The sequence below is a fragment of the Sphingobacterium alkalisoli genome (assembly GCF_005049105.1).
Lineage (GTDB): Bacteria > Bacteroidota > Bacteroidia > Sphingobacteriales > Sphingobacteriaceae > Sphingobacterium > Sphingobacterium alkalisoli.
This window is the reverse complement of the sequence record NZ_SUKA01000001.1, coordinates 220,024-246,233: the sequence shown is the minus strand read 5'-3', so window position 1 is coordinate 246,233 and position 26,210 is coordinate 220,024. Positions and strand designations below refer to the sequence as shown.

Sequence of the window (26,210 nt, the reverse complement as noted above, 5' to 3'; positions counted from 1 at the left end):
CGTCTAGCACCTACAACATGCCCAAATGTTTGAAGGCATAAAACAATGCCGAAGAATGCAGCGCCTGGCCGATCTTGTTCTCAAATAAAAAAGTCTTGGCTTCTTCTATAGACATTAAGACCACGTCGATATCTTCTGAGTTGTCCAATTCCTGTTCCTGCACTTTCTTTCCTCCTTGTAATACGTAGGTATGGGTAATGTTTCCACTTGTCGCCGGGTTAGCATACAGCTCGGCTATCTTTTCGATCGAATCAAAGGCATAACCGGTTTCTTCCAGCAATTCTCTTCGGGCGGCATCTTCTGGATCTTCTCCCTCTTCTACAACCCCAGCCGGCAACTCCGTCATTATCTTTCCTGAACCATGCCGATACTGCGTCACAAATAGCACTTGATTCTCGGCTGTAATGCCGATCATATTAACCCAAGTCGGATATTCCAGCACATAATACTCGTCCTTTATATTACCATTAGGCAATTGCAGCTTATCTACCCGTAGCGTCGCCCAAGGCCGTTGAATAATATATTTAGAATCTAGGAGCGTCCACTTTTCCATATTAGTTTTTTACGATATCCGCCATAATTCGTTTCACTTTATCCTCTAATTTCTGCGCTACATTATCGTATTCTGAAGCAGCGGATAAATTTTCTTTTACCGAACAATAAAATTTAATTTTCGGCTCCGTACCTGAAGGACGAGCTGAAATCACATCACCGTCTACCGTGATAAATTGCAATACATCCGACTTGGGTAAATCGATGGTATGCTTTTCACCTGTCGTTAGGCTATAGGCTTCCTTGCTTTCATAATCCCGGATTTCGCGCACGGCAACACCACCCAATACGTTTGGTGAATCCGCACGAAGGTCGATCATCATCTGTTTAATTTCGTCGGCACCCGCTTTTCCTTTTTTTGTCAATGAAATCAGCTTCTCTTGGTAAAACCCGTACTTCTCATAGATCTCCAGCAGCACATCGAAAAGTGATTTGCCTTGACTTTTAAAATAAGCTGTCATCTCCGCAATAAAAGCACAGGAGTTAACCGCATCCTTATCACGTACAAGGTCGCCCACCAAAAAACCATAGCTTTCTTCACCACCGACCAAATAGTTCTCTTTCTCTTCCAGTTTCGTAATGACTTCGCCTATAAACTTAAATCCCGTTAAAGTTTCGTAGCATTTTACATCAAAACTCGCGGCAATATCCGAAAATAGGTTAGACGTAACGATGGTCTTCACTATATAATCCGCATCTTGTAATTCACCCTTTTCCTTTTTGGCCGACAGTACATAGTAGGTAAGCAAACTCCCAATCTGATTACCATTCAGCAGCTGAAATTCGCCCTTTGCATTCTTAACGGCCACACCTACACGATCTGCATCGGGATCTGTTGCCATCACAACATCTGCATCAAGCTCCTCGCCTTTACGTTTGGCCATAGACATCGCCTCTTCTTCCTCCGGATTGGGGTAAATCACGGTTGAGAAATTTCCATCGGGCTTCGATTGCTCTTCCACCACCGCTACATTCCTGAACCCCCAAGCTTCAAGTATTTTGGGAACCAGGGTAATACCCGTTCCGTGAATCGGCGAAAACACAATCTTGAGGTCCTTCTCTGCAGCAACGACCTCTGGATGAATGCTTAGCTTTTTATTTGCATCAATATAGATTTGATCAAAATCTTCTTTTAAAACCGTAATATTCTCGGTATTCCCTTCAAACTTAATTTCGGCAACCGACTGTATGGCATTTACCTCGGTAATCACATTTTTATCATGAGGAGCAACCAGCTGACCACCATCATTCCAATAGGCCTTGTAACCGTTGTACTCCTTGGGATTGTGTGAAGCAGTCAGCATAACACCCCCTTGGCAACCAAAATGGCGCACCGCGAAGGAAAGCATAGGTGTTGGGCGTAACTCTTCAAACAAGTAGACCTTTATGCCGTTGGCTGAAAATACATCCGCCACCATTTTCCCAAAAACCTGCGAATTATTACGACTGTCGTACGCAACCGCAACTTTCAGGTCTTCTTTAGCAAATGCCTTTTTAAGATAGTTTGACAAACCCTGCGTCGCTTTTCCCAAGGTATATTTATTCATTCGATTGGAACCTACCCCCATGATACCGCGGAGACCTCCTGTGCCAAATTCCAGTTCCTTGTAGAATGAATCCAGTAGCTCTGTTTCCTCTTTCTCATCTACTAACTTTTGTACCTGCGCTACTGTATTTTCATCATATTCTGCCGTCAACCATTGTTGAATCCGGCCATTTGTTTCGTTATCAAAGTTCGTCATGACTAACACTATAATTTTTTGTTGTAAATATAATTTTAATGCACCAAAATGCACTTATAAAACCGTCGCTAATCCAATAATTTTTTCACGATCTATGTAGGCAACAAACGGGAAACACGCATCTTCGGACGCTATGCATCACAACCTGCGTAGGCTCTGTCGAGCACCGTAATATACCAAACGCCTTCCTCGTGCTGCAGGTGAAAAATCAGCGGGTCCTTAGCCGTGAGGATAACACGGTAGCTTTTCCTTTCGGCATTCTTAATTGCATCAATTTCCGCGTCAGAAAATTCCTCTTGATTAAATTCCCTCTGAAATAATGCTATCCTGGATAATTGGTCTGGATGTGCTGTTGTATCACAAAAGAAACCTTCTTTGCTCCACTTCTCCGTGCCGCAATCAAAAGTTGGAAGCGTCTCGAAGGTCAGTACATAATCGTTGGAAAAAGTAGGATAAGGAAAATGCGCCGGAACAGGAGTTCCGAAATCAATGCTATCTACCTTCGTAAATACATCGGCAACCCCAGGCCTATGTATCACTGTGAACCCTAATTTTGGGTGTATGAGCGCATTTGCTTTCTCATTGTCCTGGTTAATATAGGCTCGTACGAAGCGGGTGACAACTTCACTGAGCTGCTGAACTTCCTCCATCGTTTGAGGGGCCTTAATGTAGGTGCTATCCTGTGTCTCTTGTTCCTTGCTTTTGTTTTGATTACAGGCGGATAATAAGATCAGCACGCCAGAAATAGTAAAAAATAGCGATTTCATTCTATGCATTGTTTTTTCGTATTGTTTCTTCTATCATATCCCACATTTCTTCGGGAACGGCTTCCATTCCATTCATCTGTCCAGCACCTTGTAACCACTCCCCTCCGTCGATCGTGATAACCTCTCCGTTTATGTATCCTGCAAAATCAGACACTAAAAACGCTGCTAGATTAGCCAGTTCTTGGTGATCCCCTACGCGCTTCAGCGGCACACGGTTTTTAAAATCAAATTTCTCGGCCAGCTCTCCTGGAAGTAATCTATCCCAGGCACCTTTGGTCGGAAATGGACCGGGAGCAATCGCATTATGCCGAATGCCATATTTCCCCCATTCTGCGGCCAAGGAACGGGTCATGGTCAATACTCCTCCTTTGGCAACAGCGGAAGGCACCACATAACCCGACCCTGTGAATGCATAGGTCGTAATGATATTCAGTACACTCGCTTGTTGCTTTCGTTTTATCCAATTCTTACCAAACGTCAAGGTACAATTTGCAGTACCCTTTAGCACGATGTCTATAACTGTTGAAAATGCATTGGCAGAAAGCCGCTCGGTTGGTGAAATAAAATTACCTGCTGCATTATTGACCAATACATCCACTTGCCCGAAGACCTCCTCACTTTTGGCGAGAAGCTGGTCTACTTCCTCAATATGACGAATATCACAGGCAACAGGTAATACCCTATGGCCTGTTTTACCTGAAATCTCTGCCGCCGCTGTTTCAAGAACGGTCAATTTACGACTTGCAATAACCAGATTGGCACCCAACTCGGAAAAATAGGTAGCCATAGCCTTTCCCAGCCCTGTGCCCCCCCCTGTTATTACAATAGTCTTACCTTTTAAGGCATTTTCTTTCAACGCTCCCTGGATATTCATATTAAGCTTTTTTATGCGTTAAGTTAGCAATAATCGTTTTCATAACGGTCCGGGTGGCTGGAGACCACCATTGTTTTAAAACTTGATCGATCACCGTATCATGATTTTCGGAAAGCGTTGATAAAAGCGATTTCCTTAAATTGAGCTTTGTAAGCCGCCACGCATTTTTTTCAAACTGGGTAACACTTTTCACCTTACGCATAGAGGCGTTCTGGATCCGATTGAAATCCACCACTTCGTCCACCAGTCCCACTTTCAATGCTTCCTGTGGCTTGAGTAATTTACCTTCTAACAAAAAACGATAGGCCTGTGCCTTGCCCAACCAAAAACTGTACAGTTCAAATATGCTATCTGGTACAACGATACCTACCGGTACCTCATTCAATCCAATAATATATTCCCCTTCCGCCATAATACGATAATCACAACAAATCGCTAAGACACACCCTCCCGCCGGACTATGCCCTGTAATCGCAGAGACAGCTGGCTTAGAGAAACTTGCCAAGCTATGAAGTAGCAACATGAAGCGGCTCCAAAACTCCTTCATTTCTTCGGCATTGTAATCATAAAGCGTAATTAGATCCAATCCCGAGGAGAAGAACCCCTCTTTACCCGATAATATCAGCCCTTCAATTGCGGGGTCTACCTCGGCTTCCTGAATCGCTGCAATAAGTTCGTTCACCATATGGATGTCAATTGCATTCGACTTGCCCCGATCCAAGGTAATATGAAAAATATGATCGTCTTTTATGACTTTTAAAAAATTCATCGTTTCAACTTAGTTCCACCAAAAAATTACGAAGACAGCACCTATACTGTCTTGTATATACACAACCTAAACTCCATTAAGTTTGACACAAGATAAGCATTTTTTTATACACCATTTTATGGAAAGAACAGCTTTACATCATCATTCATATAAATAATCTACTTCTTTTGCTTAATCACTAATTATCGAAACCATGGCAGAATTAAATCAAAAATCAGCGCCCGTAACGACAAAGCAACATCGTGTACGCCGGCAAGCACCAAAGGTCGATCTTACCGCAATGGTCGATCTAGCCTTTCTATTAATTACATTCTTCATGTTAACGACGTCGCTTAACAAACCGAACTCGCTGGATGTGGCCATGCCCGATAATGGAAACGAAAAACCCGTGGAGATAGATGAACGTCGGATTATTTCACTCCTGCTTGCGGAAAATGAAGTAACCTGGTACCATGGGAATCTCGACCAGCCGCTCTCGAAACCACAAAAAATAGAGCTAGAATCGCCGGAGCTGCGGGCTATTTTGTTAAAATTGAAACGTGCTATTCCCCTTACAACCGACGGCAAAGATATGATCGTATTGATTAAGCCGAATAAGGATGCACGCACCAAGGACATCATCCATGCACTCGACGAGATGCAGATAACCGATACTAAACGATACATGATCAGTAAAATCTCTTCGCGAGAGAGCGATTTAATTGCTTCATTAAAATAGAAAATGGTGGGATTTAAAAAATCCCACCATTTTCTATTTTACATCAAACTCAATGGTCTTCCTACCGACCCGTCCGCCTAAATCGATTCCCTCAATAACCATTAAATATTTCCCTTTCCCATCCGAAGTGAAAAATTGAAAAGAAGTTTGCCCGTCCTTATCGGCAACCAGGCTTGGATCCCAATGTATGGTAGTGCGGAAATCACGATTAAGTTGACCTTCATCTGTTACATCGTAGGCCGGTTTGTAAAACGTTCTGTTTACATGTATACCCTGTGGCTGTATGGTGACTAATCCTTTCGGCGTAAAGCTTCGCATAGCTGATGCTCCCGTCTTCGAAGTAATAATCAGCAAGCCATTACCTCCATATGAACCGTATATCGATGTATAATTAATATTCCGTAATACTTCTATGCTCTCCACATCAGCTACATTAACCATCGACAACTGATCTGCTTCGATGTACATCCCATCTAATACCACCTGCATAGGGACATTTCCGCGGGTATTATACGGAATACCCCCCATGAAAGTCACTCCCATTAGACGGCCCGCAAGACACATCTCTAAGCTTGCACAGGTAGACAAATCCTCCGCTGAGATAATCTGATCGGCATTACCAGATCCATTGAGATTACTGGAGTTTTCCGCAGCACGCTTCTTTTTTGCCCGCACCACCACTTCTTCAATAGCGATCGCTCTCTCCATCAACCCCTTACGTTCCAATTCGGCAAAAAACTGCTTTGAATTATTAATTTCGTCTTTATAAAAACTATTGATATCGCTTCGTTCTAAGGCCGCATTCCGATTCGCAGAAATCAAAGGCATTTCGGGAGTATTGATCTCGATGTCAATATTATTTTTCCCTTTCTCATTTTTAGCCGAGACCAAAAACTTGACACTATCGGGGAACAATAACTGGTCGAATTCAAAATAACCTTCTTCCGAAGATAGGGTATCGACATAATCCATAAAATTTTTGGTGGAAATAAGCTGAACAGAGGCATTCGGCTCAACGGCTTTTCTACCTAGCTTTCTAGTGTAACCGGAAATCTTCAAGGACTTTTCCGGTTCAAATCGAGGCGTATCGACGATGCCCAGGCTTTTCCAATCCAGACTTCTCCATCCTTGTGTGAGCATTAGAAAATCCAGATCCGTTGTTTTTACATCATTACTAAAATAATAGCCCGGGTTTTCAATGAATCCTTTTAAGTCCGAACTCAAAAACAACGTGGATAGTATATTTGGAGCTACCGCATAATCATCTTTAATTTTAGACAGGTCGACCACAGCTGCCGATAACGCCGCATATCGAATACTATCCCCTTGTGTCCCTACATTCAACTTCACCTCCACTTTCTCCCTCGTAGCATAACTAGCTTTATCCAACTTTAGTTCCACGGGAAGTACGCTCTCCGGTTTATAGCTAAAAAAAGCACGCTCTACCACCGGTACAAAGCGATCATTTAGAATGGAGATTGTTACGACCCCGGTTGGCAATTTAGCCTTATCCACGGCGTAAACCAATTCGTTCTTCGTTAACTTTTGTTTCGACACGAAATAAATTTGCCCTAGATGCTGTACGACGAAATACATGTCCTTTTGATCGATCAAATCCGGAGACGCATTCAACTGGGCATATACTTTACTTGGATTTAGATTATTAACGAGAAGCGAATAACCTGATTTTTCTGCCGCAGGGAAAGGCACTTCTATTTTGGATCCGTCCGAAAACTCTGCAAATGCCTTAAGTACATCATTCTCACGAACAAATAGGGATGATGCCCCCATCCCCAGTTCATTTGTTTCTACAGAAACAACCGTGTCCGCTCCAGTTAACACGACAAGCTTCGCCTTTATCCCCAATCCATTCGGTTGAATCGCCTTTATCCCAATGTTGTTGATGGCATTGGCCAACAATTTACCCCCTTCCGGAAAAACTTGCAAATTATTGTCCTGTTGCGGTATACGAGCTTTGATCAGCTTCGTGATATTCATCTTCTCCATATTTTCAAACCGGAGTTTAATAATTGGCATTTGATGCTTCTTATTTACTTTTATGGTTGCTACTCCCTTCTCATCACTCGTTGTTCGCCCTTTATCTACCGATTCGCCTTCGTTCATTACTTCATAACGTATACTTGTTTTAACAAGCGGTGTTCCGGCCATGCTTTTCAAAGCAATCGAATAGATGTGATCTTTCTCCTCCGATACGACGGATGTCGTTGTCAAGACATTGTCCAGACGACCGTTGCTGATCTGGATCGTACGATCGTAAAAATAGGCATCGTCGTAATTACGCATCCAGTTGCTATACGCCCGAAGTCGGTAGGATCCCTCTACTATCGTGTCGCTCAATAACAGATCGCCAATGCCTAAGCCCGAAATCAATGGAATTTTTATAGCAGCTACAATCTCCTCACTGGGACTAATCAACTCCACATTAGCAATGCCGCTCAAATTGGAAAAGAAATTGTGAATGCCGATCGTCGTATACGCCTTAAACCAAATAGTTTCTCCCGCCGTATAAGCATACTTATCCAGGTGTAGATACATTTTCTCCTGTGGGTTCGCTTGATAAAAATCATCCGCTTTCGCTAATGTGTTTTGAATATCTTGGGTATAACCCGTTGAACAAACCAGCAAAAAGAAACATAATAGGCAAAAGGCTCTCATAATTATTGTCAATTGATTTAAAATCTAATAGGTGAAAGATAAAAAATATTATGCAATTCGCATTATGATAGGTAAAAATTTATGTAATCTTAACAGACATCAATATCTTTGTTCCATGAATATCTTAATCGTTGGATCCGGTGGACGTGAATCTGCCTTTGCTTATAAACTAGCACAAAGCCCCAAACTATCAAAACTTTTTATTGCTCCAGGCAATGCCGGAACGGGTGCATATGGTCAAAACGTACCATTGAAAGTGACCGATTTTGAGGGAATTGCAGCTTTTGCCCTAGAAAACAGTATCGAGATCATCTTAGTAGGACCAGAAGAACCATTGGTAAAAGGAATTCATGATTATTTTTTAGATAGAGCAGATGTTAGGCACATCGCGGTGATTGGTCCGCAACAACTTGGTGCCCAGCTGGAAGGATCCAAAGACTTTTCAAAGGAGTTTATGTTCAGACATCAGATCCCTACTGCAGCCTATAAATCCTTTGACAAATCAAATTTAGAAGACGGATTGGCATACCTCGACACCCAGAACCTTCCGATTGTCTTAAAGGCCGATGGATTAGCTGCCGGTAAGGGTGTTTTGATCTGCGAGACTCTTGATAATGCCAAAGACGAACTTACGGCAATGATTGCCGATGCTAAATTTGGCGATGCGAGCAGTGTAGTCGTTATCGAAGAGTTTTTAAAGGGCATTGAACTTTCTGTATTTGTATTGACCGACGGAACTTCCTATAAAGTACTACCTTCTGCAAAGGATTATAAACGTATCGGCGAAGGTGATACGGGTTTGAATACCGGCGGAATGGGCTCCATATCACCTGTACCGTTTGCAGATGAAACCTTTTTAAGCAAAGTAGAAGAACGTGTTATCAAACCTACGATTGAAGGTCTTAAAAAAGACAACATTCCCTATAAAGGATTTATCTTCATCGGCCTAATGAACATCGACGGCGAGCCTTTTGTGATCGAATACAACGTACGCATGGGTGATCCAGAAACAGAGTCGGTACTTCCTCGCATAGAATCCGATCTTGTCGATCTGTTGGAAGGCGTTGCACAAGGAAATTTAGAAACGCGCTCGTATACGGTTTCACCAAAAACGGCAGTTACCGTCATGTTGGTATCGGGTGGTTATCCGGGCGACTACGATTCGGGGAAAGTGATTTCCAATATCGAGAATGTAAAAGAATCCATTGTATTCCACGCTGGCACGAAAGAGGTAAACGGCGAAGTGGTGACTGCAGGTGGACGCGTAATAGCCGTCACTACATTACAGGATGACCTTTTTTCGGCATTACAACAGGCAACGGCTGATGCCGGGCGTATTTTTTATCAAGGAAAATACTTCAGAACGGACATTGGATTCGACCTTATTTAAAAATAAAAAATTAAGATCCAATAAGTTACAATTTTGGCGGTGAAAATATTTTGGAACTTATAAAAAAGCCTCTATATTTGCATCACCAAATGAGAAATGGCCCGTTCGTCTAGGGGTTAGGACGTTAGATTTTCATTCTAGAAACAGGGGTTCGATTCCCCTACGGGCTACAAAATTGCAAAAGAGGCAAGATTCAGATCTAATTCTGGTTTGCCTTTTTTTATTACTTATAATCCACTGAAAATAAGCGATATACGAGACTGTCAGATTTATCCTCGGGGTTCGATATTCATCTGTTTTCTTTCTATAGCTATCGCATTGTATCATTAAGCTTGTTAAATAAAGGGAATAAGAGCCGACTCATCGCCTTCCAGCCATTGTTCTATGAACCTGTCTATTCCCTTTTTGACCTATTGCATCGTCGAATTCGAACACAAAATTAGCCAATGAAAAACGAGTCGGAAGTTATGTTTTTGTTAACATAACATTAACCTGGCTGATTCCTGCTGTATTATAGGGATTGCTTAATATGCGTGGCAGCAAATATTTAGGTTCTATGCAAGTGTATCATCAAGACGTGGCAAATGTTAGCTTTTTTATTTTCTGTTAAGTTGCGATTAAATTTTGCTATCCACATTGCCAGTTGAAGTAAATAGGTTTAACTTTATCCTGATAAATTATATAGGGATTAAAATCCAAACAATCATGTCCAAAATAAATTATTTATTCCTAATTATCCTGTCCTTTGCATCTATTCGGATGGCCTCGGGTTCCGATACTAAAGTACCTGTTAAAGAAAATAAAAACGTACAGGATCCTGTGTTCCAAGGTATCCTGACCACAAAGGTTTCACTTGCAGGAGTCGATCTCAGCACGATCACAGAGAATATTGATTATCAAAAGGGGGATATCCAGCAACAGCTCGCAGCTTTATACAAAAGCATTCCAGCTCAGGATTTTGCTCGAATGCAGTCGATGATGGAGAAAAATCCGATGCTTGGAATGGCCATGATCATGACGCCTCCGCAAGCGACTATCTATATAAAGGATAAGGTGGCCATGGTCAAGACCAAAGGGTTAGGGTACGAGATACAGCACTACCATAATGAACAAAGCGATGAAGCTTTTCTTTATACGGCTTCGCTGATTCAGCCGACAGAGGCGGTAACCTCTGCCTATAAGCCCTCTGATGGGTACGAAGAGCTGTTCACAGCAGATAAGCGTATTTCCTCCCAAAATTTTAAGGTGGAACGGTCTTCCAATACAGCAGACGTCGCAGGCTATATGTGTTCCATTGCGACCTATACACCAAAGGCTTTGCAGCAGGAAGCGCCTTCTTCATTAGGCATGCCTGCCATACAGTTACACAAACTGGTCGTGTATACGAGCAAAGATCTTCCGAAAGTGATCAATTTTTCACATCCTTACTATTTGCCCGAAGATCATGGGATTATGCGCATCGACATCTACCTGGATAACGGGAACGAACCTACCATGGTGTATGAAATAGTCTCCGTCAAAAAGACGCCCGTAAGTGACGATATGCTGATTGCAAAGAAAACAGCACCGTTGTATGCCCTAACGGATATAGACTACGGGATGAAGCTACTGGGGATTATGATGGGCGGTATGGCTGCTTTCGGTGGCGAGGATGACGATGACGGAATGGAAGAGGGGGAAGGAGAATCGCAAGGATGAAAAGCAGATGCCTATACACAGTACGGTCAACCGGGTGGCCTACCCTGATCCTTCGTTCAGACTGATGATCAAACTCATCCAACAGCTGTTGAGGTAAGTAAGTTGTGGATACCCCAAAATGACCATTGACAAATTCCAGTTTTGATAGTGATGCAAAATAAGGCACATGGTTTTAACTTATTGGTCAGTTCATGTTATGTTAAAGCTTGGAGGGAACATATAACTATTATTTAACTGGCAGGCCTTAGCTTATGCATCATAAATATCTTGTTAGTATTACACGTTTAGTTCTAGTCGATACAAACAGCTCAGATGGATGTCGGAGCAAAATTTTGAAGTTTGTAGATTTCTCAGATCTTCAACTTTACTTATTGATTTTAAATGGTTTTATCGAACTTGTGAACTGTATGGTTTGAGGAATGGTTTGATATTTATTAATAACCCCGATTGCCGTGCATCCTACCCCGGTAGTTTGGTAGTCGAAATTGAATGTTACACCATCCGATTTGATCAGATCATAGGTGTATTTTGCCTTTGACAAATTTTCGGTGCTGTAATTATAGCAATTGAAATTGAATGGATTAGCCGCCGAGAACTCAATTCCGATTCCTTCAGCATTTGCCAGTCGTACATAGCGGTTGTCGGTTCGCAAGCCACAATCCTGAGGGAGCAAATACGGTACAAACATCGCATCAACTGTCGACTGATAAAGCCCCACACGGTAGCCGGTTTTGCGGTCTGGATAATTCTCCTCCGGCCCACGTCCAAACCATTCTACATGTTGCATTTGGTCATCGAAAACCCATTTTGTTCCGATGCGTGGCAACGACATGGGCATTTTTCCATTCGGATTAATCGTGTGCTGTAAACTAATTTCACCGTCGGGCGTAATCGTATAAATCATCTCGTTTTCGAAGCCTGCACCGCGTCCATTTCCAAAAAGAGCAATTTCACGAATACTGACAATTGTATTTTCAGCCTTATTTTCAACCCGAAATGACTCAAGTTTTGACTTCATTTTATCCAGACCGATGGAATACCATGAGGTGGCAACCATCCTTCCGTAGCCCTCTATTCTAGGAAATACATTAACCGCAGGATAGGTCCAGTCGTCCTGTTCATTCGCCAGAGGGGCACGCCAAACATTGAGTTGTGCTCCCTGTTTCAGCAATTCTTTGCCCATGTATTTCATGGAGTACAATTGTCCATCGGCTTTATTAAAGGTATAATCGAAATTTACTCCGGATACAATCAAATGTTGCTCATTATCTGTCACTTTTAAAGGATTGGTCTGATGCTGTACCAATTTTTTATCGGCAGGAACAATCCATGGCAATTCCAATTGATCCCAATACAGTTCAAAACCCTTCGGTGCCCATTGTGCAGCTTCTTTCGAATGAAAACTAACTGTTGCCAAATAAGTTGCACCGGCTTTTAGCTGAGGCTTTGGAATAGGAAGAACGTAGATTTTCTTTGCTTCCGGTTCGGCATCCACTTCCAATTTTCCTGAAGCTATTGATATTCCATTTTCCTCCAGATTCCAACGTGCTTCAAAGGCATTCGTATTGGTAAAAAAGTTTCGGTTCTGCACTTCAATTTCCATTTTTTCGGCATTGCTCCACTTTACAGAAATGGGTTGAGCCGACTTTTTTATTTGCCACATTTCAGGCTCCGGAACCCGATCGGGCCAAATACTTCCATAGGTACGCGCGCCAATTCCATAGCTAAAAAACTCGCCATCGTTTTGCTCATGTTCAAAATCGAGCCACAAAGCTGCACGATTTTTCAAGTCAGGTTTTGCTGTAAATAAATCATTGATTTCAATCGCTGTACGGAAAATACCCACCTGATCGATAATGGCATCGCACAAATAACCGGAGGTATGCTGACCATGTGTCTCGGCATTTTTGCCCACATTAAGAGGAAAAGGGAAATTAGTAATGTTCCCGGTGACCGGTTCTTCAGCCACCTTTTTGTTGTCGATAAAAAGTGAAATCGTCTTCCCGTCATAAATACCGGCAACATGATGCCAGTTTTGTGTCCAATCTTCGGGTAATGCACCACGGACAACTGTTTTTTTCGAAGTGTAGATATAGAAATCGAGCGAGTTGTCACCCACTTGCTGCAAACCAAATTGATAGTTTCCTTTGGTGAGCAGTGTTCCACCCATTTTCATTAAATCGCGTGGAAAAATCCAAAACGAAACCGTTAGTTCATCACCCGAGATTTCAATATTTCTATCCTGATAAACTTCCACCCATTGGTCGTGACCATTCAGATCAATGCCTTTTCCATCATGGCCGGCAACCAGTTTTGCGCGTCCCATAATGTGAGTTGCGACCTTGTTGGGTGAAGAATCTGTCAATTTACGAACCGGTTCGAGCAAACCTGGACTCACGAAATCCCAGATTGCACCGCCCATGATGCGTGGATACTGGTAAATGACATCCCAATATTCATCCAGTCCACCACCAGCGTTTCCAGCTACCGAAAGGTATTCGTCCATAAACGATGGTCGCGGATCAACACTTTCTGGAACCATCCCCACCTGTGTTTTGAGATCAAAAGGAGAAGGATAACGTGGGCCAATAATCTCTTCGCAGTGATGCGAAAAAGCATTCCCTCCATACATCCAGTATCGTGTAGTATCGTATTTCCGTCCTTCGTCAATTACAGCACATATATTTTTCCCTTCACCACTCTCGTTGCCTGCGCTCCAGAAAAGAATGGAAGGATGATTGCGGTCGCGCAATACCATGCGTTTTACACGGTTGCGGTACATGGGTTCCCAGTCCGGATTATTGCCAAGGGATTCTGTAGCATGTGCTTCATTTCCGGTTTCATCGATGATGTAAAACCCATATTCGTCTGCCAATTCTAAATAGCGCCTTACAGGTGGGTAGTGTGATATGCGTACACAATTTATATTGAATTGTTTAAACAGTTCAAAATCTTTCCGAATAGTGGCTTCGTCCATAGTATGCCCCAAAGTGGGGTGTTGCATGTGCGTATTGATGCCGTTAAGTTTTATGGCCTTGCCATTGAGGTAGAAAACCTGATTTCGGATTTCGGTTTCTTTAAAACCTATACGACCAGTAATTACTTCTTCGATTTTTCCCTCATTGTTTATTAATTCCAGCGTTAACCGGTAAAGATTGGGCGTTTCTGCGGTCCACTTTTTAGGATTTAATACTTCTGATGAAATACTAACAATTTGCTTATTATCAGCAGTTATTTGAACTGCATCAGAAGCAAAGTTCTGAACCAACACATTGTCTGAATTAAACAGCGAAGCTCGAACCTTGTAGTTCTGTTTATTTGTTTTCGATTGATTATTTACCGTAATCTGCAAATTCAGTTTTGCGTTCTCATAGTTTTCGTCCAGGTCGGTAGTGGCATACCAGTCGAAGAGATGCACATCCGCTTTTGCATACAACCAAACATCGTCGAAAATACCAGCCAGGCGCCAATAGTCCTGACTTTCGAGATACACTCCATCTGAATATTTAATTACGTTGACGGCAATGGTATTTTTTCCCGGTTTCAGGAAACTGGTCACATCATATTCTGCGGGCTCTTGAGCACCTTCGTTGTAGCCCACTTCCTGTCCGTTGATCCAGACAAATGATGCCGAAGCGGTTTTCTCCATGCGCAAAAAAATGCGTTTGCTTTTCCAATTTGCCGGTAGGGTAAATGTTTTGCGATACGAGCCTGTCGGGTTGTATTCGCGCGGGACAAAAGGCGGATTAGAGCGAAACGGATGTGCAACATTTCGGAACAAAGGATCACCAAAACCCTGCATTTCCCAGTTGGAGGGAACTGTAATTTCAGACCATTTCTGATCATTAAAATTTGATTTAAAAAAGTCGTTGGGTGTACCTTCCGGAGTATCGGCATAATGGAATTTCCACCTTCCATTCAACGGAAGCACATTTGCTGACTTCGATTTCTGAAGATTTAATGCTTCACCAACCGATTTAAAAGGAATACAAACCGTGTGACCTTCAGTCTGGTTGATTTCAAATACCGCTGTATTTTCGATGAAAGGATAAACGTTCGCAAATTTCGATTGCTGTGCTGAGATTGTAAAACTTGCCAGAGTGATAAATAAACCAACTATTAAACCAACTATTTGTTTCATGCTCGATTACGTTTTTATCTTGATGAATACTATATTTTTTCTCGAATATAGACTGTATAACATACACTAAAGCACAATTTTACTAAATAAGTGCGTCCTTTAGCTTTTTCGTAATTTCAATTGTCAGCACGAGTGCTACCGGATCGCTGTAATCTTGCTGTCGTCCCGTGGTCTCATGGTGTAAATATAAATGAATGAGCGCTCAATTAATAATTATAATTTTATCTTCTTTAATCGTTATATATTTTTACTCATAATTACAAAAAAAATGATAGCCATCAGTAAACGATGGCATCAGGCCTTAATAGCCGCTTTGCAACAACTCGAAGAGTTACAACATGTAGATGTATTGCCATCCCTATCAGGGGGCGAGCCTGCTGGTAGCTTTTTACAACAGACCCCCAAATAATTGACTATAAGTCAACACCCAAGTCGACCGTTACATTTCCCTATATTTGCATCATTTGAACGAAAGTTCTCAAATCATTTGCATGCTAAACGTCTCAGGTCTTTAATAAAATGGTTCAGGATTTTTTCCCTACGGGCTAAAAAAAAGCATAGACGAACAACGACAATTACACCATCATTTACAACGCTTTTTCTACAATAGCGAGTATTTCATCCAAATCAAAAGGCTTGGGCAAAAACGTATTTGCGCCAGCCTCTAGCGCAATATCTTTTCCATCCCGGCTTGCGGAGATGCACAGAATAAACGTTTCCTTCATATCCTCATTTTTTCTGATCTTCCTTATTAATTGATCTCCCGTGACGACCGGCATCCAAAGGTCGACGATAACTACATCCGGCTTAAGGTGGAGTATCTTTTCATAGGCGTGAATACTGTTTGTTTCTGTGACAGTTTCTGAATCTAGAATTTCAAATACCATCTCCAACATATCGGCGATCCCACTATCATCATCGCATACAAATATTTTCTTTTGATCCATCATTACTATCTATTTAAGAGGGAGCGTAAAACTAAATATCGAACCCTTCCCCAGTTCACTATCAACCCATAAATTTCCATCGTGCTGCTTTATGATCTGCTCACAGATGTACAGACCAATTCCCATACCAGCAATTTTTTCCCGTATTTCTCCGACACGGTAAAATCTATCAAATACCTTTTTTTGATCTTCTATACTGATCCCGAATCCGTAATCTCGTACTGAAAATTTGATACGGTTCATAAGAGATGACAAATAAACATTGATTTGGTTATTTCCCGGTGAATACTTAATTGCATTGGAGATGAGGTTTCCGACCACTTGACTTAAGTGCGACTCATCTCCCTCGTACATTACACCGGTCGTACCCTCAAGCACAATATTACATTCGTCATTACTGAACTGTATGTGCTCAATAGTATCTTTTACCATCTTATCGAAATCAAATTCTCCTCGATGGATATCTAGCTTTCCCGACTGGATTTTAGACACATCTAGCAGCTCCACGATAAGCTTGTTCAATCGTTCAATCTGTGTATCGGATTTCTGGACGACATCGATCAACCTGCTGTTGTCCTTTGGCACAAATCTTTTTATCAGTTGTATATACCCCTTAACGGCTGTCAAGGGTGTTTTGAGTTCATGACTTGCTATCGACAGAAAATCATCCTTTCTTTTCTCGATAGCGCGTCTTTCGGTAATATCCTCAATTGCCAATAAGATCCGGTCTTTGTAATCGCCCTCAAGCTCCACGCGGTGGGCATTGAGCAACATGTTTTTTTTGCCTATATACGGGAAATCATGTTCGACTTCAAAATCCAGAACAGGATTACTTGTTGGTAGTACGGTTTCGAGCATCGTCCTAAGTCCTTCTATATCCCACTGCCTATTTCCGAGATCAAAAAGGAGTTTTCCTATCGTATCAGACTTAGTTACCTTAAATGTTCGCAGAAAAGACTGATTAACGGTCAGCACATTTAGGTTTGGATCAAGTACTACGAGACTTTCTCGAATAGTCTGAATGATACTGTTGAGGTACTCTTCGTTGTTTCGTAGGTTTTCGGTTCTTTCCAAAATCACTTTTTCCATTCGCTGGCGTTCAAATGAAAGCTTCTCCTCTGCATTTTTCCGTGCAGTTATGTCATTTTGTACACCGATAAAATGCGTAACCTCACCTTTTTCATTTCGTAAAGGAGAGATAGATAGCTCATTCCAAAAAAGATCTCCGTTTTTTCTGTAGTTTCTGATTTCTACCGTCACATGCATCCCTTTGTCTACCGCCTCACGTATTATTTCCCGTGCTTCCTGTCTTCTTTCATCTGCTTGTAAAAAACGACAGTTGTGTCCAATAATTTCATTTGCTTCGTATCCGGTAATCTTTTCAAACGCCTTGTTACTGTAGATGATCGGATTATCCGGAAGTCTATTGTCTGTGATGATTATACCCGACGAACTGGCGTCCAGCGCGGCGTAAATCAAGGGAGTCACCTCGTGATTCCCTCCTCTATTGTGGTTTTCTTGTTCATTGATTGCCATACTTCTTACATTTGTACATAATAGCTCCAACCATCTACCGACCGGAAGGAAATTCTTTAACAAATAACCGTCTTAACAGGTTATTTGTTTGTAACAACAATCAATTTTCCTCAAATTTTCTTGAGAAACCCCAACTGTTCTAAGTCTCGCCGAGGGTGCTATAAAGAAGTCAAGGGGACAGAAAAAGTATTGATGATCAAAGGTGGAACAATTATTAATCAAGCTATTTATCAAATTTCGACCTTCACAAAGAGTCTCACCATTGTCGTCCGTATATAGAACGGATGTGCTTTTTATTCGTATTGAGTCATTTCTGATATATTAAGGATAGCTATAAAGAGCGGCGATGTAGCTTCCGGTTATTCTTACGAATTTCTTTCTTCTTTTTTCGGCGCCGATTGTACCAAATATAAAAACCGGTAATCGGTAGACTTGCCGAGACCAAGGATGCCAAAAAAACGAGTATCTTTCCAGGAATGCCCAGTATGCTGCCCAAATGAATATCATAATTTAAGGCTCGCATTTTTTGTCCATTATCCTTATCCGAAAAATCAAGAACATTCAACAGCTTACCATCTGTCGCATGATATTGTCGAACGATCGAGGAATATCGTTTTCCAAAACTGATATAGACATTCAAAGGCGCATTTTCTTTTTGAGGAAAATAAAAATAATACCCCTGTGCCTTGGGATATTTTTGCTGTACTTCTTGCAACACCTGCTCATAGACGTCAAGACCGACATCGCGAATTGTTTCATGAACAGGCAACCCGCGTTCTTGTTTTGGCGCTGTGTTACCGATCTTATTCAATAGACCTTGTACCGATTGATCAAACCAAGAAAAAGCCCAAATCAAACCCGTCAAACCAAGAATTAGAGCAATAAAAAAGGAGTAAAAACCCAAGATATTATGCAGATCGTAATTTTTTCGCTTCCTACCTGTATCTTTCTTCCACCGAAACCAAAAACGAACCCGTCGTGATTTCTTATTTTTAGGCCACCAAAGGTATAAACCTGTCACGAGTAAAATAACAAAAAATAAGGTTGCAGTGCCCACAATAGGTTGCCCAATCTCTGTCTTTAGCAATAAGGACCAATGAATATAGAGGATTATCCTAAAAAATTCAAACTCCGCATTCTCGCTATATATTTTCGTACCGGTATATGGATCGATAAAAAAGGATTCGTAGTATTTCTTCTCATTCCAATACCAGATTCCATCAATACTATCTTGCCGGTAAGCTCTAAAGTGCCAGCTTCTTTGTGGATTATTTTCAATTTCCACCACCGAAATCGGCTTTTCGGGCCCCCAATACCGCTCTGCAGCGTGCAACAAACTTGAAAACGATTTTCGCGGCTCGGAAATGCCCGTCGGGTCCACAAAGTAATGATCTGCATAGACGACGGGTTTAATCTCATCCACAAATGCAAGTATACAACCCGTAACGCCTAAGATAAAGACGATAGATCCAGAAAATAAGCCCATCCAAAGATGTGTCTGATATAGTATTTTTTTTAGCACGAGTTGATTTATAAGGGAGTAGGTATATTCGGAAAAGCGACCTACTCCCGTCTAGTGGAATTTTTAGAAACGATACGATAGGTTGGCTGCTACGTTCGAAGGGGCCTGCAAATTCCCCCAGCCGTCCCAGTACTGCTTATTGAATATATTGTTGGCCTTTAATTGGATTCCCCACGCCTGCCGGTTGTAAAACAAAGTTGCATTGGCCAACGTATAGCTTGGGATAAAGAAGCTATTCGTGGTTGCCCTATACATCTTATCCACATAGTTCACTCCAAAACCTACTCCTAAGCCTTCTATCTGCTCCTGAAAGGTATACGAAGCCCAAAGGCTCGCTACATTTTCCGGTGCAAAGGCAGCCTTGTTCCCTTCTACAGTTTCATCGGACGCTTTGACAATCCGATTATCGTTAAAAGCATAGCTGGCAATAATATTCAAACCTACCCATGGATTGGCAATAACTTCTAATTCGGCTCCTTTACTGACCTGCTGGCCATCTTGCACCGTCAACATATCCGCATTAACACGCAGGGCATTGTCGATCTTGATATAATAATAACTTGCCGTTAGACTCAATTTTTTCTTAAAGATTTCAGACTTAATCCCTCCCTCCGCTTGGTTAGCAAAAATGGGATCCGCGAAAAATAGACTGCCGTCAGGTTGTGAAGCAGGAGCTACGTTCTGAAAGCCACTCATATAGTTTGCAAATAGCGACACCTGTTCCGGTAACACTTGATATACCAATCCGAATTTCGGCGCCAATGAAGTTTGTTCAAAGCCATCATCCGCATCTGCTATATCTTTTCGCGTAAAATGATCTACACGCAAAGAAAGCATGGCCGAAAGGCGCGGAAGAAACGTTATCATATCCGACACATAAGCACTGGCCGTGCGTTGCGTAGGTGTGGGATAAGGCTCATAAACCGCATCCTTATCGATCGCCTGTCTTTGTAACGGTGTGAACCCCTGCGTCACATCCACCTGATCCAAGATCTGGAGGTCTCCAAAGAGAAAGCTACTGCTTAGGTTTCTGTAGTTGGCACCAATCAGTAATTTGTGCTTGAGCGCCCCGGTAGTAAACTCGCCGTTAATATTCTGCTGAATATTGGAATAACCGTTATATACGTCGCGGTATATGGAAGATGCTCTAACAATCTCCGTCGGAGAGTTCAAGAGTACAACACGCTGATAGCTACGATCTACATTCTCAGAAACATACGAGAAGAGCGTTGTTGAAGTGAACTTGTCAGAAATTTTATAAACGGCCTCTGTAAATATCCTTGTCGCTGTATTATTCACATCGGCATCGCTATGAAATAAGCTTTTGCGATAATCTAGCTGTAAGTCTTTGGGTTGGAATACATCCTCTGCGCGAATCACAAAATTATTGGGTTGCGTATTGTGCACCTTCAGGTACTCCGCATCCAGGTTTAGGCTCAACTTTTCATGCACCTGATAGCTTAAGCTTGGCGCAACCAGAAACGTATTGTTAAATGCATGCGAAAGATAACTCCTTTCCTTATGCATTGCCGAATTTAAACGGAACAGCACTCGCTTGTCCGCAGTCAATGGTGTATTCACATCCACCGATAACCGATTAAGGTCGAAGCTGCCCGTGGTATAGTTTACCTCCGTACGTTTCGCTTCGATCGGCTTTTTCGTCACTAGGTTTACCACCCCGCCAAAGGAAGACACCGCGGCACCAAACAATGTTCCCGAAGGACCTTTAAGTACTTCTATCCGCTCCACATTGGCCAAATCTACTGCCGATCGGTCAGACGTAGACTCCATACCATTTCTCGCGTTTATACCTGTACCGAAACCACGGAAATAGGCACTTAATCCCCCAGAAGGATTGATAACAGGAACTGTGCCACCGGCATTACGCATGGCATCAGCAATGGTATAAGAAACCTGCTCCTTCATCAATTGTTGGGTGACTACTTGGTAGACTTGCGGATTTTCCAGATTTTTTAGTGGCATACGCGCTATGTATTCACTATCTTTATTTGCAAATCTATTGGTTCGTTCCCTATTGACCACGACCTCTTGCAGCGCTTTATCATCTTCGTACATCACAAAAGTGATTTGTGTATTCTTATTTGCGCCAATGCCAACCTTTTGGGCTTGGGTAAGTAAGCCTACATATTTCGCTTCTACCGTATACTCTCCAACTTCAATATTGCTGAAGTTAAAATGACCGGTTTCATCTGCCTGGATCTGTCTGCCCGCAAAATTAATGTTGACATATCTCGCAGGATATCCGTCGCTACTACGTACCTGACCGGAGAGGCTTCCTTTGCCTGCCGAAGGTTGTAAATTGATCTGATTACCCTTTGTTTCGACACGCCGAACGGCATCACCCAAGACTTCTTGTAGTACGGCATCCAACCGTGTATTCTTTAGATCGATCGTAATCTTCCTATCGGTATTCAACAAACTTGGACTATATAAAATGGTGTAGCCCGTTTTTTCCTCGATCTTTTCGAGCGCTTCGGCTATCGTTTGGTTTTTAACTTGAATGGAAATCCGCGTATTGAGAATTCCCTGCTGTGCCTGTGTGGACATACCGGATAGAAAAAGAGCAACAAAAAGGCCGGTATTTTTCCATGTTTTCCGAAATACCTGTGCGCCAAGTAGCAAAAAGTTCATATTTTTGATTAATGTGATTAAATATTAAAAATTAATTTCATGGCCCGGTGCACATTTTTGAAGAGGCGTACACCGGGTTCTTTTATCTCCGTAAACTATTTATATAAGCTGACCTCCTTATCTTTAATCGTATATTCTATCGCGAGGGCAAAGGCGATATCGTGTAAAACGGTTGCTAAGGAAGCCTGCTTAAACTTACCCTTCACCCGATAGTTCAACAGTTCTGAATCCTTACAGGTGATATCTACATTGTACCAGCGCTCTAATTCAGGAATCACCTCTTTTAGTGTTTTGTTACTAAATATCAATTCTCCCTTTGTCCAGGCCTTGTAGCCTTCGCTTCTAACCTTGATGAGGTTCATCTTACCTGCTGTGTATATGCTTTGCATATTTGCTTCCAAGATCAAGGTATCCGCACCGCCTGTGGCTGTAAATTGTACCCGTCCTTCTTCTACAGTAAGTACATCTGGATGTTCTTTACGGCCGAGAAGGTTAAAACGGGTACCTAATACACGGGTGTTCGTATTTTTCGTGTGTACCACAAAGGGCCTAGCCAGATCTTTACTGACCTCAAAAAAGGCCTCGCCTTCAAGGAAAACTTCTCTTTGATCAGATTCAAATCTTCTCGGATACCAGAACTTCGTTCCCGAATTAAGGGAAATCACTGTACCGTCATTCAATGTCACCTTTTGCTTTTTTCCAAAAGGAACCTCTATTTGCACATAGCTGATCGTTTCGGCTGCATTTTTTGACTTTGCATGTCGAGACACATAGAGGTAGAAAAAAGATAAAAGGCAAAAAATTGCTATGGTAGCTGCGACAGTAAACCAACGTCTAACGCTAGAAACGGCAGTAGGCAATACAGGAATATGATCGATCTTGGTCTCTTTATGAATATTTTGCCATAAGATAGATTTGATTTCTTCCGGAGATTTAGTAGGTGATTGAAGGTGAAAATCTTCTTCAGGTACACCGTCAGCTATCCAAGCTTCCACGGCTTGCCTTTCGGTAGGTGTGCATTGGCCTGCCCAGTATTTGTCCAACAGCTGATGATCGATCTTCATATATTTTATATACAAGTCGTCATTTGGCCTATTTACCCTTAGTCTATCTGAAAAAAATTATTTTATGGAATCCGTTGGGATATTGCTTCGTAAAAACTTCAAGGCCTTCGTAAGATGAGCTTCTACGGTCTTTTCCGATATCGCTAAGGATTCGGCAATTTCGGATATACTCAACCCGCTATTACGACTAAGGGAGTATACCTGACGGCAACGGCAAGGTAATCGATTTGTTAACCCCTCGACAAAATGATCGAGATCCCTATAATAGATGGTTTCCTCTGTATTGTTGATGCTATCGCAAAAAGTGTCGAATAGGAGTTTATCTCGATTGATCTGTTTATAACGTTCCCTGTAATAATCACTTATTCGCATCCTGGCTGCGCGAAAGAGATAATATTCAATTTGGACAATTTCTTCCATCGATTCCTTACGTTTCCAGATGGAACAGAAAATGTCCTGCACGATATCCATCGCGATCTCTTCATCATTGCAATGATGTTGACAAAAGGCTACGAGTTGCTCCCAGTAGGTATCGAACCAGTCCTGAAAGATCAATTCTTGCGGTCTTGTCTGCTCAACCTTATTTTTAAATAGAAGTTTAAATGCCACCCAACTAAATCATTAAAATAGAAACGTTCAAAGATATATTTTTATCTGGAATTATTCTAAATAAAAATATATCTGTTTCTATCCTACTATAAGGTTCGGCAAATTGAAGTTGAACAATTTGGCTATTGAGTTCAATAGTTATTCTTCTATTTCCTTATGGGTACTTACTGCAATCCTGTTCCACGAATTGATGATTACAATAGCCATTATAATTTGTGCAATTTGATTTTCTGAGAAAATACTGGAAGCTTTTCGATACATTTCGTCGCTTAATCCATGTTGATGAATAAGGGTGATTTCTTCAGTCATTTCCAACACTATTTGTTCTTCCTCGGTAAAGAATTTCGTTGCTTCCCTCCAGGCACTGACAAGAAAAATACGTTGGTTGCTTTCCCCGTTTTTAATGGCGTCCTTGGTGTGCATATCAATACAGTAAGCACAGTTATTGATTTGTGATGCACGTATTTTGATAAGTTCTTTTAAAGTTCTGGATATTTCTGCTTTTGCCAAATAGCCTTCTAACCCATACATTGCTTTGAATGCCAGAGGTTCTGTTTCGCCGATGTTGATACGCTTTCCCATTTTTTTTGTTTTTTAATTTGATCCTACAAAACTAAAACATCAAAAATGAGGAAAACTTAAACTGGTTTAAGAAATACTTTTCTTGCGAATTTCGCTTAAATATTCTGGTGTAAAACCAAGATAGGAAGCAATTAGGTACTGCGGAACCCGCTGCAGAAATTCGGGTTGGCTGTTCCGGAAACTATGATACAATTCTTCCCGGGAATGTTCATAAATGTACTTAATCCGCATTTGTGCGGCAGCATACGCTTTTTGATAAATGCAACGAAAATATCTCTCCATAACCGGGTGCTTTTCCAACAAATCATTGTAAGCATTTCGATCAATGACTAATACTTCTGTAAGCTCTACTGCCTGAATAGAAAACTCGGTGGGTTTTTGGTTCAGATAAGAGAAGGTCTCTGTCATCCACCAGTTCTCAATTGCAAATTCGGTGGTTCGCTCTACTCCTTTTTCATTGACAAAAAATTTTCTCAGAATACCCTTCAATACGAAATAACTGGCTTTACAAATTTGTCCTTCATTCAGCAGGTTTTCTTTCTTTTTCAAAGTTTGAATATGAAAATAGCTTATTATATCGGTCAATTCATCGTCGCCGACGTTTACAAACTTATTAATATGGGTTCTAAATTGTTCACGCATGTTTCGTTTGTTATTCTATTGATATTCATAATTTAGGTTAATAATTTTTTATGATAAATGATGTATTTGTCCCTATTAATTCTCCGCTACCTCCTTTTTACAACGCAAACTCTACTCCATCTAAACTGTTCCGGCCTTTTGAGCAAAGTAAATTCGGACGTTTAAACAAACTCCAACAGAACGAACCTGTCTACTTTTGTTTTATTAATAAAAATAAAATAAAAAATGGAACAAAACAACTATCAGGGAGCGCTTCAGAAATCTATAGATTCGGGCTTCAGCATGGCATCTACTTCAAATGAAGTAATCAAAGGAATTGACCTAAGCGGGAAAAATGCGATCGTAACGGGTGGTAATACCGGTATCGGTCTGGAAACCACAAAAACATTGGCAAAGGCGGGAGCGACGGTTATTGTACCAGCCAGAGACATTGAAAAAGCAAAGCGTAACCTCAAGGGCATTAACAACGTAGAGATAGTAGCAATGGATCTGATGAACCCCGCTTCCATCGACACCTTTGCTGAAACGTTTTTGGCTTCGAACAGATCCCTTCATTTGTTGATCAACAACGCAGGTATTATGTGGGTTCCACTACGCAGGGATAGCCGTGGCATTGAGTCCCAATTAGCCACTAATTACCTAGCACAGTTCCAGCTAACGGCAAAGCTCTGGCCCGCTCTCAAGAAGGCTAATGGCGCACGGGTCCTGAATGTTTCATCACAAGGGCATCAATTCGCTCCTTTCAATTTTGACGACCCCAACTTTCTGAACAGGGAATACGAAACACTTCAGGCCTACGGACAATCAAAAACGGCCAGCAATTTATTTACACTTGAACTGGACAACCGAGCGAAAACTTTTAATGTAAGGGCGTATTCTTTGCATCCCGGTTCTATTGGTGGAACGGAACTGGGAAGGGAAGCTCCACTGGAGTTATTTCAAAAAATGGGTTTCTGCGACGCCGAGGGGAATATGTTGCCAGAAATAGTAGCATCATTAAAAACCATTCCTCAAGGTGCTGCCACGACGATATGGTGCGCTACTAGTCCGATGCTGGATTCTATGGGTGGTGTTTATTGCGAAGATGTAGATGTTGCAGAGTTAGCTTTAGGGCAAGACATATCTTCAGGGGTAAAACCGTATTCATTGGATCAAACCAATGCCATACGATTGTGGAAACTGACTGAAGATTTGACAGGCATTTCATTCTCTATTAATTGATCATACAAAACAAATTCCAAATTTTAAAGACAATGTTGCCACCAACACGGGCTGCAACATCGATATGATATACGGCGCTAAGTGCATCTAAAATAAAACTATATAATT

At 41.7% G+C, this 26,210-nt stretch carries 20 protein-coding genes and 1 tRNA gene; 6 read left to right on the top strand and 15 right to left on the bottom strand.

What is annotated here, in order from left to right:
- Positions 1 to 10 precede the first annotated feature (10 nt).
- From FAZ19_RS01025 to FAZ19_RS01005, 5 genes are all read right to left on the bottom strand, one after another.
- Positions 11 to 553, bottom strand: coding sequence for an NUDIX hydrolase (locus FAZ19_RS01025; RefSeq protein WP_136818744.1), 543 nt, complete (start codon positions 551 to 553; stop codon positions 11 to 13).
- Position 554: 1 nt separating this feature from the next.
- Positions 555 to 2,294, bottom strand: coding sequence for a phospho-sugar mutase (locus tag FAZ19_RS01020; RefSeq protein WP_136818743.1), 1,740 nt, complete (start codon positions 2,292 to 2,294; stop codon positions 555 to 557).
- 131 nt (positions 2,295 to 2,425) lie between these two features.
- A complete protein-coding gene (locus FAZ19_RS01015) occupies positions 2,426 to 3,061 on the bottom strand; it encodes a hypothetical protein (protein WP_136818742.1) in 636 nt (211 codons plus the stop codon).
- A 1-nt stretch (position 3,062) separates the two neighbouring features.
- Entirely contained in the window at positions 3,063 to 3,935 is an 873-nt protein-coding gene (locus tag FAZ19_RS01010) for an SDR family oxidoreductase (RefSeq protein WP_136818741.1), read from the bottom strand.
- Between the two features lies 1 nt (position 3,936).
- Positions 3,937 to 4,704 (bottom strand): enoyl-CoA hydratase/isomerase family protein, encoded by a 768-nt coding sequence (locus tag FAZ19_RS01005; RefSeq protein ID WP_136818740.1) that lies wholly within the window; start codon positions 4,702 to 4,704, stop codon positions 3,937 to 3,939.
- 193 nt (positions 4,705 to 4,897) lie between these two features.
- Here FAZ19_RS01005 and FAZ19_RS01000 point away from each other — a divergent pair, with 193 nt between their 5' ends.
- Positions 4,898 to 5,422: an ExbD/TolR family protein gene (locus FAZ19_RS01000; protein ID WP_136818739.1), complete on the top strand. Its 525-nt coding sequence runs from the start codon at positions 4,898 to 4,900 to the stop codon at positions 5,420 to 5,422.
- A 33-nt stretch (positions 5,423 to 5,455) separates the two neighbouring features.
- Here FAZ19_RS01000 and FAZ19_RS00995 read toward each other — a convergent pair whose 3' ends face one another.
- Positions 5,456 to 8,098, bottom strand: coding sequence for a TonB-dependent receptor plug domain-containing protein (locus FAZ19_RS00995; protein ID WP_136818738.1), 2,643 nt, complete (start codon positions 8,096 to 8,098; stop codon positions 5,456 to 5,458).
- 115 nt (positions 8,099 to 8,213) lie between these two features.
- Here FAZ19_RS00995 and purD point away from each other — a divergent pair, with 115 nt between their 5' ends.
- The 3 genes from purD (at position 8,214) to FAZ19_RS00980 (ending at position 11,186) form a co-directional block, all read left to right on the top strand.
- Positions 8,214 to 9,488 (top strand): phosphoribosylamine--glycine ligase, encoded by a 1,275-nt coding sequence (gene purD / locus FAZ19_RS00990; RefSeq protein ID WP_136818737.1) that lies wholly within the window; start codon positions 8,214 to 8,216, stop codon positions 9,486 to 9,488.
- 98 nt (positions 9,489 to 9,586) lie between these two features.
- Positions 9,587 to 9,658: transfer RNA gene (locus FAZ19_RS00985), tRNA-Glu, on the top strand.
- 535 nt (positions 9,659 to 10,193) lie between these two features.
- Positions 10,194 to 11,186 (top strand): hypothetical protein, encoded by a 993-nt coding sequence (locus FAZ19_RS00980; RefSeq protein ID WP_136818736.1) that lies wholly within the window; start codon positions 10,194 to 10,196, stop codon positions 11,184 to 11,186.
- Positions 11,187 to 11,550: 364 nt separating this feature from the next.
- Here the strand turns inward: FAZ19_RS00980 and FAZ19_RS00975 are convergent, their stop codons facing one another.
- A complete protein-coding gene (locus FAZ19_RS00975; RefSeq protein ID WP_136818735.1) occupies positions 11,551 to 15,327 on the bottom strand; it encodes a beta-galactosidase small subunit-related protein in 3,777 nt (1,258 codons plus the stop codon).
- A 268-nt stretch (positions 15,328 to 15,595) separates the two neighbouring features.
- Between FAZ19_RS00975 and FAZ19_RS23750 the strand changes: the two genes are divergently transcribed.
- Positions 15,596 to 15,736, top strand: a complete 141-nt coding sequence (locus FAZ19_RS23750; RefSeq protein ID WP_169305528.1) for a hypothetical protein — start codon at positions 15,596 to 15,598, stop codon at positions 15,734 to 15,736.
- Between the two features lie 178 nt (positions 15,737 to 15,914).
- Here FAZ19_RS23750 and FAZ19_RS00970 read toward each other — a convergent pair whose 3' ends face one another.
- The 8 genes from FAZ19_RS00970 to FAZ19_RS00935 all read right to left on the bottom strand — a co-directional run bounded on the left by FAZ19_RS00970 (position 15,915) and on the right by FAZ19_RS00935 (position 24,881).
- A complete protein-coding gene (locus FAZ19_RS00970) occupies positions 15,915 to 16,277 on the bottom strand; it encodes a response regulator (protein WP_136818734.1) in 363 nt (120 codons plus the stop codon).
- A gap of 6 nt (positions 16,278 to 16,283) precedes the next feature.
- Entirely contained in the window at positions 16,284 to 17,810 is a 1,527-nt protein-coding gene (locus FAZ19_RS00965; protein WP_136818733.1) for a PAS domain-containing sensor histidine kinase, read from the bottom strand.
- Between the two features lie 331 nt (positions 17,811 to 18,141).
- Positions 18,142 to 19,332, bottom strand: coding sequence for a PepSY-associated TM helix domain-containing protein (locus FAZ19_RS00960; RefSeq protein ID WP_136818732.1), 1,191 nt, complete (start codon positions 19,330 to 19,332; stop codon positions 18,142 to 18,144).
- Between the two features lie 63 nt (positions 19,333 to 19,395).
- Positions 19,396 to 21,984 carry a TonB-dependent siderophore receptor gene (locus tag FAZ19_RS00955; protein WP_136818731.1) on the bottom strand — a complete coding sequence of 863 codons (2,589 nt, stop codon included), beginning with the start codon at positions 21,982 to 21,984 and terminating at the stop codon, positions 19,396 to 19,398.
- 95 nt (positions 21,985 to 22,079) lie between these two features.
- A complete protein-coding gene (locus tag FAZ19_RS00950) occupies positions 22,080 to 23,048 on the bottom strand; it encodes a FecR family protein (protein WP_136818730.1) in 969 nt (322 codons plus the stop codon).
- Positions 23,049 to 23,105: 57 nt separating this feature from the next.
- Positions 23,106 to 23,657, bottom strand: coding sequence for an RNA polymerase sigma-70 factor (locus FAZ19_RS00945; protein ID WP_136818729.1), 552 nt, complete (start codon positions 23,655 to 23,657; stop codon positions 23,106 to 23,108).
- A 138-nt stretch (positions 23,658 to 23,795) separates the two neighbouring features.
- Positions 23,796 to 24,239 (bottom strand): carboxymuconolactone decarboxylase family protein, encoded by a 444-nt coding sequence (locus FAZ19_RS00940; protein ID WP_136818728.1) that lies wholly within the window; start codon positions 24,237 to 24,239, stop codon positions 23,796 to 23,798.
- Between the two features lie 66 nt (positions 24,240 to 24,305).
- Complete coding sequence (locus FAZ19_RS00935; RefSeq protein ID WP_136818727.1) at positions 24,306 to 24,881, bottom strand: Crp/Fnr family transcriptional regulator; 576 nt, start codon at positions 24,879 to 24,881, stop codon at positions 24,306 to 24,308.
- A 225-nt stretch (positions 24,882 to 25,106) separates the two neighbouring features.
- Between FAZ19_RS00935 and FAZ19_RS00930 the strand changes: the two genes are divergently transcribed.
- Positions 25,107 to 26,102: an SDR family NAD(P)-dependent oxidoreductase gene (locus FAZ19_RS00930; RefSeq protein WP_136818726.1), complete on the top strand. Its 996-nt coding sequence runs from the start codon at positions 25,107 to 25,109 to the stop codon at positions 26,100 to 26,102.
- Positions 26,103 to 26,210: the final 108 nt, after the last annotated feature.